Origin of the sequence: Pseudomonas sp. 18.1.10, assembly GCF_024655625.1 — a bacterium.
Lineage (GTDB): Bacteria > Pseudomonadota > Gammaproteobacteria > Pseudomonadales > Pseudomonadaceae > Aquipseudomonas.
Genome location: NZ_JANLGL010000195.1, coordinates 1 through 10,055 on the forward strand (window position 1 = coordinate 1; position 10,055 = coordinate 10,055).

Here is a 10,055-nt window from a genome sequence, read left to right on the forward strand (position 1 = left end):
GTGTCAGCTAAATATCCGGTGACTGACACACCGCTTTCGCGAGCAAGCCCGCTCCCACGTTGGTTTTGTGTGGAGGCTTTTAGCGGTGCAGGACGTACTGGCCGGTGAAGGCTACTGCGCGGTCTTCACTACCCTCATTCACAATCCACGTCTCCAGCGTCAACCTCGCGCGACCGTACCGCTTGTACGTCGCCACAAACCGCTTCCACACTTTCTCCTCCGGCGCCTCGCACACAACGTTCGCATCGCGGGTGACGGGCAGCGGATAACTGATCTGCCCCTCCTGAATCACGATATGCCCGTCTTCAATCCCTTCCTCGCGCAACTGCAGATGCAGCCAGCCCCACCCCGCCAATACCGCGCCGCAATACAGGCTGCCGCCAAACATGGTGCTTTTGTGGTTGATATTGGCCTGCAACGGCAGGTGCAACTCCAGCCTCCCGTGCTGCCAGCCGCGCACTTTGAGGCCCATCTCCCGGGTCAGGGGGATGTCGTGGTGCAGCACCGATTCCAGGTCATCGCTGGCGTGGGTCATTCGTCGTCACCACTTTGGTTGGCAAAGTTCAGGCCGTGCTTGCGCAGTTTGTCGTGCAAGGTTTTGCGCGGTACGCCCAAGGCTTCGGCGAGGCTGCGCATGGAGCCGTGGGGGCGGGTCAGTTCGGCGGCGATCAGGCTTTTTTCGAACTGCTCGACCTGCTCGCTCAAGCCGCCCGACGTTGAGGTCAAAACGCTGGCAAAGGGATTGTCCGGCGTAGCGTCCAGCGCCAACTCCAGCCCGAGGGCGAAGCGTTCGGCGGCGTTCTGCAATTCACGCACATTGCCCGGCCAGCTGTGGCGCAGCAGCAGCGCGCGCTGGCCCGGTTGCAGTTCGTGCAGGGTCAGGCCGTGGCGGCTGCTGGCTTCATCGGCAAAGTGCTGGAACAGCATCAATGCATCCTCACCGCGCTCGCGCAGGGGCGGGATACGCAGCGAGGCGACGTTGAGGCGGTAATACAAGTCGGCGCGGAAGCGGCCCTGGTCGGCCGACTGGCGCAAGTCTTCCTTGGTGGCGGCGATGATGCGGATATCCAGCGGGATCAGCTGATTGCCACCCAGGCGTTCCACCACGCGCTCTTGCAGCAGGCGCAGCAGCTTGACCTGCACATCCAGGCTCATGCTTTCGATTTCATCGAGGAACAGCGTGCCGCCGTTGGCGAATTCGAACTTGCCGATGCGGCGTTTCTGCGCGCCAGTAAACGCGCCGGGTTCGTGGCCGAACAGCTCGCTTTCCACCACTGATTCGGCGAGGGCGCCGGCGTTGATCGCCACAAATGGCCCGGTGCGCCGGCTCGACAGGTCGTGCAACGCCCGCGCCACCACTTCTTTGCCGGCGCCGGTCTCGCCGAGGATCAGCACATCGGCCTTGGTCGCCGCCAGGGCGCCTATTTGCTCGCGCAGGCGCAGCATTTGCGGCGAGTGGCCCACCAGGCGCGTGCTCAGTTGCTGGCGGTCGCTGAGGGCCAAGCGCAGGCTGCGGTTATCCAGCACCAGGCGGCGCAGGGCCAGGGCGCGGCGCACGCTGTCGAGCAGGGCGTCGCTGGCGAAGGGTTTTTCCAGGAAGTCATAAGCACCGGCGCGCATGGCCTGCACCGCCAGCGGCACGTCGCCATGGCCGGTAATCAGCAGCACCGGCAGGTCCGGGTCCTGGCCGTGCAGTTCGGCGAGCAGCTCCAGGCCGTCCATGCCGGGCATGCGGATGTCACTGACCACCACCCCCGGCCAATCCCGCGACAGGCGCGCGGTGAGGCCGCTGGCTTCGCCCAGGGGCAGGACTTTCAGCCCGGCCAGGTCCAGGGTCTGGCACAGGGCCTGACGCAGGTGTGGATCGTCGTCGATCAACACCACCTGAATCCCGTTGTCGATACTCATACGCTGCGGTCCTCGGACGGTTGCAGACTGACGCCCGGCGAGCCGGCACGCAATTTCAGGGTTAACAGCGCGCCGCCTTCCTTGTGGTTGGCGAACAGCAGTTCACCGCCAAAGGCACGCATCAGGGTGTCACAGATCGCCAGGCCGAGGCCAAGGCCCTGGGTACGCGTCTTGGTGGTGTAGAACGGCTCGCTGGCGCGGCCCAGGGCTTCCATGCAAAAGCCCGGGCCGTTGTCGCGAATGTACAGGTTGACGCCCTGTTCGGTGGTTTCGGCACTCAGCCAGAGTTTGCGCGGCGGGCCTTTTTCGGTGAGGGCGTCGAGGGCGTTGGCCAGCAGGTTGCCGAGCACCTGGCGCAGGCGGGTTTCGCCGGCCTGCACCCACAGCGTCGCCTCGGGCATGTCGCGGATCAGCTCGACTTCCATCGAGCGCCGCCGCTTGGCCAGCAAGGCCAGCGCGTCGTCCAGCGCCGGTTGCAGGCCGACGCTTTCCGGCGCATGCCGGTCGCGGCGGGCAAAGGCGCGCAGGTGGGCGATGATCGACGCCATGCGCCCGGTCAGTTCGCTGATTAGCTTGAGGTTGCCGCGCGCATCGTCGGTGCGCTGGTGGTCGAGGAGGATCTCGGCGTTTTCCGCATAGCTGCGGATTGCCGCCAACGGCTGGTTGAGCTCGTGGCTGATACTCGCCGACATGGTGCCCAGCGCCGACAGTTTGCCCGCCTGCACCAGGTCATCTTGGGCGCGCACCAGTTCCTGCTGCGCCTGCTCGCGCTCCAGCACTTCCTGTTTCAGGCGCCGGTTCAGGCCTTCGAGGTCGCTGGTGCGCTCGACCACCCGCGCTTCCAGCTCACGGCGTGCCTTGGCTTCGAAGGCGATGCGTTCCAGGTAGTGGCGGCGGCGCTGCATCATCAAGCCGAGCAACAGCATCAGCACCAGCAACGTTGCGCCGCCGACGGCGACCACGGTGCGCACCGGGCGGTTTATCAAGGATTGCGGCGCGAGGATTTCCACGTTCCAGCCGGTCTCGGCAATCGCCGTGGATTGGCGTAGCCACGCCGTGGAGCTGAGCGTCAGCGGCTGCGGATCGCGGGTCGGATAGGGCTGGATGGCGATGATCGCCTGGCGCTCTTCGGCGGTCAGCGGGCGGGTCGCACGGAAGCGCCATTGCGGGCGTGAGGTGAGGATCACCACGCCGTTGTGGTCGGTCACCAGCAGTTGTTCCGGGGTGTTGCCCCACAGGCTTTCGGTGTGGTCCAGGTCGACCTTGACCACCAGCACGCCGATGATGGTGTCGCCATCGCGCACCGCGGCGGCGAAGAAGTAGCCGCGCTTGGCCGAGGTGGTGCCCAGGCCGAAGAACCGCCCCAGGCGCCCGGCCATGGCTTCGCTGAAATACGGCCGGAAGGAAAAATTGCGCCCGACGAAACTGTCCTGTTTATCCCAGTTCGATGCGGCCAGGGTCTTGCCGTGGGTGTCCATCAGGTACATCACTTCGACCCCGGCTTGGGCGGCGACGTCCTTGAGCAACTGGTTGGCGTTGGTCAGGTTGGTGCTCACCTGCGGCGCGTCCAGCGCCGTGCGCAGGGCCGGCAAGTCGCCGAGGATCTGCGGCAGCACCTCAAAGCGGTGCAGGGTGCCGAGCAGGTTGGCGACGTACAGGTCGAGGGTCTGGCGGTTCTGCCCGGCCAGTTCGTTGCGGTAATAACGCTCGGCCAGATGCTCCAGCGGCCACAGCAGCGGCGCCAGGCACAACGCCAACAGGGCGAGGCTGCGCCAGCGGGGTCTTCGCGGGAGGGTTGGAGTCATGGGAGTCGGCGCCTGTGGGTACAGGCGCATTATGCCTAGTGCTGCGCGTCAAGACACTCGCGCAATGCGTCCTGCCAGTGGGGCTGGCTGACGTGCCACTGCTGTTGCAGGCGACTGCAATCGAGGCGCGAGTTCAGCGGGCGCTGTGCGGGTGTGGGGTAGGCGCTGGAGGGGATCGCGCCTTGTTGCAGGGCCTGGGAGACTTGGCCGTGCTGGCTCACGGGGTGTCTCCCGGCAGCGAGTAGAGGTACTGGCCGTAACTGGTCTTGCCGAAATACTTGGCGCGTTCGAGCAAGTGCTCGCGGTCGATCCAGCCGCTGGCGTAGGCGATCTCTTCGAGGCACGCGACCTTCAGGCCCTGGCGGCGCTCGATCGTTTGCACGTACTGCGAGGCGTCCAGCAGGCTGTCATGAGTGCCGGAGCCACCGGCCAGTACGATTCCTTTCATCATGCGATCAGATCCCTCATGTCGGTGTTGCCCAATCGTTGACCCTGATAGCTGCCGTCCTGGACCCTGCGGCACCAGTCCAGGTTATCCAGGTACCACTGCACGGTTTTGCGTAGACCGGTTGCAAAGGTTTCCGCTGGCACCCAGCCCAGTTCGCGCTGGATCTTGCCGGCATCGATGGCGTAGCGCTGATCGTGGCCGGGGCGGTCTTTGACGAAGGTAATCAGGTCGGCGTAGTTCTCCACGCCGGGCGGATGCTGCGGCGCCAGTTCTTCCAGCAGCGCGCAGATGCTGCGCACCACGTCGATGTTCTTTTGCTCGTTGTGGCCGCCGATGTTGTAGGTCTCGCCCACCACGCCTTGCGTCACCACCTTGAGCAGCGCCCGCGCGTGGTCTTCGACGTACAGCCAGTCGCGCACCTGCAAGCCATCACCATAGACCGGCAAGGGCTTGCCCGCGAGGGCGTTGAGGATCACCAGCGGGATGAGTTTTTCCGGGAAGTGGAACGGCCCGTAGTTGTTGGAACAGTTGGTCAGCAGCACCGGCAGGCCGTAGGTGCGCTGCCAGGCGCGCACCAGGTGGTCGGACGCCGCCTTGCTCGCGGAGTAGGGCGAGCTGGGGGCGTAGGGCGTGGTTTCGGTGAACAGGTCGTCTACGCCGTGCAGGTCGCCGTACACCTCGTCGGTGGAGATGTGGTGGAAACGGAATGCGCTTTTCGCCGCTGGATCGAGGGTCTGCCAATAACCCCGGGTGGCTTCCAGCAGGCTGTAGGTGCCGACGATATTGGTTTGGATAAAATCCGACGGGCCGTCGATGGAGCGGTCGACGTGGGACTCGGCCGCCAGGTGCATGATCGCCTGCGGCTCGAAGCGCGCGAGCACGGCGCTGACGGTGGCCTGGTCGATGATGTCGGCCTGGACGAACTCGTAGCGGCTGTTGGACGCGATGGACGTCAGCGATTCCAGGTTGCCGGCGTAGGTGAGTTTGTCGAGGTTGAGCACTTCATGCTCGGTGTGCTGGATCAGGTGACGTACCAGGGCAGAACCGATAAAACCGGCGCCACCGGTAATGAGAATGCGCATGTCGGGGCCCTTTTCCTTTTGACGGACATTTAGCGAATGGAGCATAGCCTGTGTTGCCGCGCGGGGTAGGGCAGGATGTGTCGGGGGGTTGCACAAGCCCCCTGAACAATGGCGAACTAAGCGCCTGATAAAAATACCGAGGTTGCCCCCGATGCTGCTCGCCACGTTGATTCACCGTGCCAGTTTACCGTGCCCGCAAGTGGGCCCCGAGCAGGCAGCGCAATTATTGGCGCAGCATTATGGGCTGGCTGGCACCTTGCAATCATTGGGCAGCCAGCAAGACCTCAATTACAGGGTGGACAGCCCTCGCGGCCGATTTGTTCTGAAAATCTGCCGGGGCGATTACGCCGCCGTGGAGTTGCAGGCCCAGCACGCCGCGCTCAATTGCCTGCAAGGCGTGCGCGTGCCCAAAGTGGTCAAGGCGTTGAACGGCGATGAACTGCTGACCGTCACCCTCGACGGGCAAACGTTTCACCTACGCCTGCTCGACTACATCGACGGCCAGCCGCTGACCCATCTGCCGCACCTGGGGCGCGAGGTGATCGCGGGCTTTGGTGAGCTGTGCGGGCGGATGAGCCTGGCCTTGGCGGATTTCACTCATCCGGGCCTGGAGCGCACGTTGCAGTGGGACCCGCGCCACGCGCTGGAGCTGATCGCGTATTTGCTGGCGACCTTGCCAGAGCTGCCGCACCGCGCCGAGCTGGAACAGGTCGCCGCGCAGGTTGAGGCGCGCATCCGGCCGCTGGCGGAGCAATTGCCGTGGCAAGCCGTGCACATGGACATCACCGATGACAACGTCGTGTGGCAGCGTGATGCCGCGCGGCAGTGGCAGGTCGAGGGCGTGATTGATTTCGGCGACCTGGTGCACACCTGGCGCATTGCCGACCTGTCGGTGACCTGCGCGGCGTTGCTGCATCACGCCGAGGGCGACCCCTTTGCGATCTTGCCGGCGATCCAGGCGTGTCACGCGGTGACGCCGTTGCAGCGTGCGGAGCTACAGGCGCTGTGGCCGCTGATCGTCGCGCGTGCGGCGGTGCTGGTGTTGAGCAGCGAGCAACAGCAATGCCTGGACCCGGATAACGCTTACCTGCTGAAAAACGCCGAGCACGAGTGGGAAATCTTCCACGTGGCCACGTCCGTGCCGTTCGAGTTGATGGAGGCGGCGATTCTGCGCAGTGTCGGCGAGGACCTGCCGGCGGTGGCCAGCGAGGATTTTGCGCCGTTGTTGCCGGGGCTGGTGGGGCGCGAATTTGCCTTGATCGACCTCGGCGTGCTCAGCCCGCATTTCGAGGCGGGCAACTGGGAGCAACCGGGGATTGATCGCCGCTTGCTGGACGAGGCGGCGGCGGTGCATGGGCTGGCGGCCAGCCGGTATGGCCAGTATCGGCTGTCGCAGACCTGCCCGGACAGCGCCGTTGAACCGGCGACGTTCCCGCTGCATGTGGAGCTGCATTTGCCCCACGGCACGCTGTTGGAAGTGCCTTTCGCCGGGACGTTGCAGCACGGCGCGGACGGCTTGGTCAGCGTGCAGGGCGTTGAGTTGAGCCTGCGTTTATGGGGCGTGAACACCGTGTTGAACGCTGGCGCGCTGCTGGTCGAGGGCCAAGTGCTGGGTGAAGTGCATGCGCCGTTGACCGTGCAACTGTGCCGCGCCGAGCTGGAACCGCCGCTGTTCTGCACGCCGTCGCGGGCGTTGGCCTGGCAAGCCTTGTGTCCATCGCCCGCGACGCTGCTGGGGCTGGCCTGCGACGCCGAACCCGAGCTGGACCCGGAGGCCTTGCTGGCGCGCCGCGATGCCAGCTTCGCCCGCTCGCAAAAACACTATTACGTCGACCCGCCGCGCATCGAGCGCGGCTGGCGCAACCACTTGATCGACATGCAGGGCCGTTCCTACCTGGACATGCTCAACAACGTCGCGGTGCTCGGCCACGGTCACCCGCGCATGGCGGCGGTGGCGGCGCGGCAGTGGTCGCTGCTCAATACCAACTCGCGTTTCCACTACGCGGCGATTGCGGAATTTTCCGAGCGCTTGCTGGCGCTGGCGCCCGAAGGCATGGACCGGGTGTTCCTGGTCAACAGCGGCACCGAAGCCAATGACCTGGCGATCCGCCTGGCCTGGGCCTACAGCGGCGGGCGCGACATGCTCAGCGTGCTGGAGGCGTATCACGGCTGGTCGGTGGCGGCGGATGCGGTGTCCACCTCGATTGCCGACAACCCCCAGGCGTTGAGCAGCCGCCCGGATTGGGTGCACCCGGTGACCGCGCCGAATACCTATCGCGGCGAGTTCCGTGGGCCGGACAGTGCGCCGGACTACGTACGAAGCGTGGAACACAACCTGGCGAAAATCGCCGCGAGCAAACGCCAACTGGCGGGTTTCATCTGCGAGCCGGTGTACGGCAATGCCGGCGGCATCTCGTTGCCGCCGGGCTATTTGCAGCAGGTGTATGGGCTGGTGCGCGCCCGGGGCGGCGTGTGCATCGCCGATGAGGTGCAGGTCGGTTACGGACGCATGGGCCACTTCTTCTGGGGCTTTGAGGAACAGGGCGTGGTGCCGGACATCATCACCATGGCCAAGGGCATGGGCAACGGTCAGCCGTTGGGCGCGGTGATTACCCGTCGCGACATCGCCGAGGCGCTGGAGGCCGAGGGGTATTTCTTCTCGTCGTCGGGGGGCAGCCCGGTCAGTTGCCGCATCGGCATGGCGGTGCTGGATGTGATGGCCGAAGAACAGCTGTGGGAAAACGCCCAGGTGGTTGGCGGGCATTTCAAGGCGCGGCTGGAAGAACTGATCGAACTTCATCCATTGGTGGGCGCGGTTCATGGTTCCGGCTTCTATCTGGGCCTGGAGTTGGTCCGCGACCGTCAGACCCTGGAACCGGCCACTGAAGAAACCGCGCTGCTGTGTGATCGCCTGCGCGAGCTGGGCATTTTCATGCAGCCAACGGGGGATTATCTGAACATCCTCAAGATCAAGCCGCCGATGGTTACCTCTAAACGCAGTGTGGATTTCTTCGTCGACATGCTGTCGAAGGTGCTCAGTGAGCAATTGTAGTTAATCGATTCTTATCGGCTATTTATTGTCATATTTATCGCCGATGATCCTTGAGTGCTTTTAAAGCCGATTTTTATCCGTTATAAAGTCGGCCTTTACCCCCATTCGGAGTCTTGATTGCCATGACCACCCTGCACAGCACCCCACGCGCCGATGGCTTTCATATGCCTGCCGAATGGGCGCCACAAACCCAAACCTGGATGATCTGGCCCGAGCGCCCGGACAACTGGCGCCTGGGCGGCAAGCCGGCGCAGGCGGCGCATGTGGCGGTGGCCAAGGCCATTGCGCGTTTTGAGCCGGTGACCGTGGCGGTGTCTGCGGGCCAGTACGAAAACGCCCGTGCGCGCCTGGATGTGCCGAATATCCGCGTGGTGGAAATGTCCAGCGACGACGCGTGGGTGCGCGACACCGGGCCGACCTTCGTTATCAACAACAGTGGCGAAGTGCGCGGCGTGAACTGGGATTTCAACGCTTGGGGCGGGTTTGACGGCGGCCTGTACGCCCCGTGGAACCGCGACTCGCAGGTGGGCGGCAAGATCCTCGAAATCGAGCGCGCGCCGCGCTACCGCACCGAAGGCTTCGTGCTGGAGGGCGGCTCGATCCACGTGGACGGCGAAGGCACGCTGATTACCACCGAAGAATGCCTGCTCAACCGCAATCGCAACCCGCACCTGGATCGCGCGGCGATCGAGGTGGTGCTCAGCGCCAACCTGGCTGTGGATAAGATCATCTGGCTGCCGGACGGCCTGTTCAACGACGAAACCGACGGCCATGTGGATAACTTCTGCTGCTACGTACGCCCCGGCGAAGTGCTGCTGGCCTGGACCGACGACGCGCAAGACCCGAACTACGCGCGCTGCCACGCGGCCATGGACGTGCTGCAAAGCAGCACCGACGCCCAGGGCCGCGCGTTCACCGTGCATAAAATGCCGATTCCGGGGCCGCTGTACGCCACCGAGGAAGAATGCGCCGGTGTCGACGCGGTGGACGGTTCGCAGGAGCGTAATCCGACCGTACGTTTGGCCGGTTCCTACGTGAACTTCCTGATCGTCAACGGCGGCATCATCGCACCGAGCTTCGATGACCCGATGGACGGCCCGGCGAAGAAGATCCTCCAGGACCTGTTCCCGCAGCACGAAGTGGTGATGGTGCCAGGCCGCGAACTGTTACTGGGTGGCGGCAATATCCATTGCCTGACCCAACAACAGCCGGCTCCGCAGAAAAAGTGAGTGCAGTTGTAACAGCAGCATGACGGTGACCGGGCACTGAGCAATTCCGGTACCCATGGCAAGCCCGCGGCCCAGCAAGGTCGCGGGCTTTTTTGTGGGTAAATGCCTACAAAATCGGGGGGTTGGCATAGCTCTTGTATCGCTGGTGCGACAGTGTTCGAGGGTTATGACTATGCAGTTCTGTCATAAACCTTGAGTAAGTTGGCCGCTCAAGCAGTAGGAGAGAGCGCTGAAATGAGTCCTCAAATCAACCTGATGTACACGCGCACCTTTCACCCGATGCGGGTCAACGGCGACGCGATCCAAGCACTGGGGCTCTGGTTGAAGGAAAACGGCTCACGGAAGAGCAGGCTGCGTGATTTGCGCAGCGTGTTGAGCGAGCGGTATCCGGTGGGTTTGTTCAGTGAGGATGAAGTGCACGTGTTGTGCGATCTGCTGAAAAACTAAAGAACACTGCAATTCAGAAATGTGGGAGCGGGCTTGCTCGCGAAAGCGGTCTGTCAGGCACAGATGTGTTGCCTGATCCACCGT

General features: G+C 64.0%; 7 protein-coding genes and 2 pseudogenes. 3 read left to right on the top strand and 6 right to left on the bottom strand.

Annotated features, from left to right (window positions below; translation table 11 throughout):
* Positions 1-79: 79 nt before the first annotated feature.
* From NUV89_RS23835 to rfbB, 6 genes and pseudogenes are all read right to left on the bottom strand, one after another.
* Entirely contained in the window at positions 80-535 is a 456-nt protein-coding gene (locus NUV89_RS23835; RefSeq protein ID WP_257783256.1) for a thioesterase domain-containing protein, read from the bottom strand.
* Entirely contained in the window at positions 532-1,908 is a 1,377-nt protein-coding gene (locus NUV89_RS23840) for a sigma-54 dependent transcriptional regulator (RefSeq protein WP_257783257.1), read from the bottom strand. Before NUV89_RS23840 ends, NUV89_RS23835 begins: the two co-directional genes overlap by 4 nt.
* The gene (locus NUV89_RS23845; protein ID WP_257783258.1) at positions 1,905-3,713 is read right to left on the bottom strand and encodes an ATP-binding protein; all 1,809 of its coding nucleotides are present in this window, start codon (positions 3,711-3,713) and stop codon (positions 1,905-1,907) included. The genes NUV89_RS23840 and NUV89_RS23845 overlap by 4 nt, the downstream gene beginning before the upstream one ends.
* A 35-nt stretch (positions 3,714-3,748) precedes the next feature.
* Positions 3,749-3,892: pseudogene (locus tag NUV89_RS23850) on the bottom strand (sugar nucleotide-binding protein); the annotation flags it as partial.
* Between the two features lie 38 nt (positions 3,893-3,930).
* Positions 3,931-4,134 (bottom strand): annotated as a pseudogene (locus NUV89_RS23855) (glucose-1-phosphate thymidylyltransferase); the annotation flags it as partial.
* A 26-nt stretch (positions 4,135-4,160) separates the two neighbouring features.
* Complete coding sequence (gene rfbB, locus NUV89_RS23860; RefSeq protein ID WP_257783259.1) at positions 4,161-5,243, bottom strand: dTDP-glucose 4,6-dehydratase; 1,083 nt, start codon at positions 5,241-5,243, stop codon at positions 4,161-4,163.
* Positions 5,244-5,394: 151 nt separating this feature from the next.
* Here rfbB and NUV89_RS23865 point away from each other — a divergent pair, with 151 nt between their 5' ends.
* From NUV89_RS23865 to NUV89_RS23875, 3 genes are all read left to right on the top strand, one after another.
* Entirely contained in the window at positions 5,395-8,295 is a 2,901-nt protein-coding gene (locus NUV89_RS23865) for an aminotransferase (RefSeq protein ID WP_257783260.1), read from the top strand.
* Positions 8,296-8,417: 122 nt separating this feature from the next.
* Positions 8,418-9,524 carry an agmatine deiminase gene (gene aguA, locus NUV89_RS23870; RefSeq protein ID WP_257783261.1) on the top strand — a complete coding sequence of 369 codons (1,107 nt, stop codon included), beginning with the start codon at positions 8,418-8,420 and terminating at the stop codon, positions 9,522-9,524.
* A gap of 234 nt (positions 9,525-9,758) precedes the next feature.
* The gene (locus tag NUV89_RS23875; protein WP_257783262.1) at positions 9,759-9,971 is read left to right on the top strand and encodes a hypothetical protein; all 213 of its coding nucleotides are present in this window, start codon (positions 9,759-9,761) and stop codon (positions 9,969-9,971) included.
* Positions 9,972-10,055 lie beyond the last annotated feature (84 nt).

Excerpts from the sequence above, each read along its gene's own strand:
- NUV89_RS23835 (WP_257783256.1), bottom strand. The coding sequence starts at position 535 with ATGACCCACGCCAGCGATGACCTGGAATCGGTGCTGCACCACGACATC.
- NUV89_RS23840 (WP_257783257.1), bottom strand. The coding sequence starts at position 1,908 with ATGAGTATCGACAACGGGATTCAGGTGGTGTTGATCGACGACGATCCA.
- NUV89_RS23845 (WP_257783258.1), bottom strand. The coding sequence starts at position 3,713 with ATGACTCCAACCCTCCCGCGAAGACCCCGCTGGCGCAGCCTCGCCCTG.
- rfbB (WP_257783259.1), bottom strand. The coding sequence starts at position 5,243 with ATGCGCATTCTCATTACCGGTGGCGCCGGTTTTATCGGTTCTGCCCTG.
- NUV89_RS23865 (WP_257783260.1), top strand. The coding sequence starts at position 5,395 with ATGCTGCTCGCCACGTTGATTCACCGTGCCAGTTTACCGTGCCCGCAA.
- aguA (WP_257783261.1), top strand. The coding sequence starts at position 8,418 with ATGACCACCCTGCACAGCACCCCACGCGCCGATGGCTTTCATATGCCT.
- NUV89_RS23875 (WP_257783262.1), top strand. The coding sequence starts at position 9,759 with ATGAGTCCTCAAATCAACCTGATGTACACGCGCACCTTTCACCCGATG.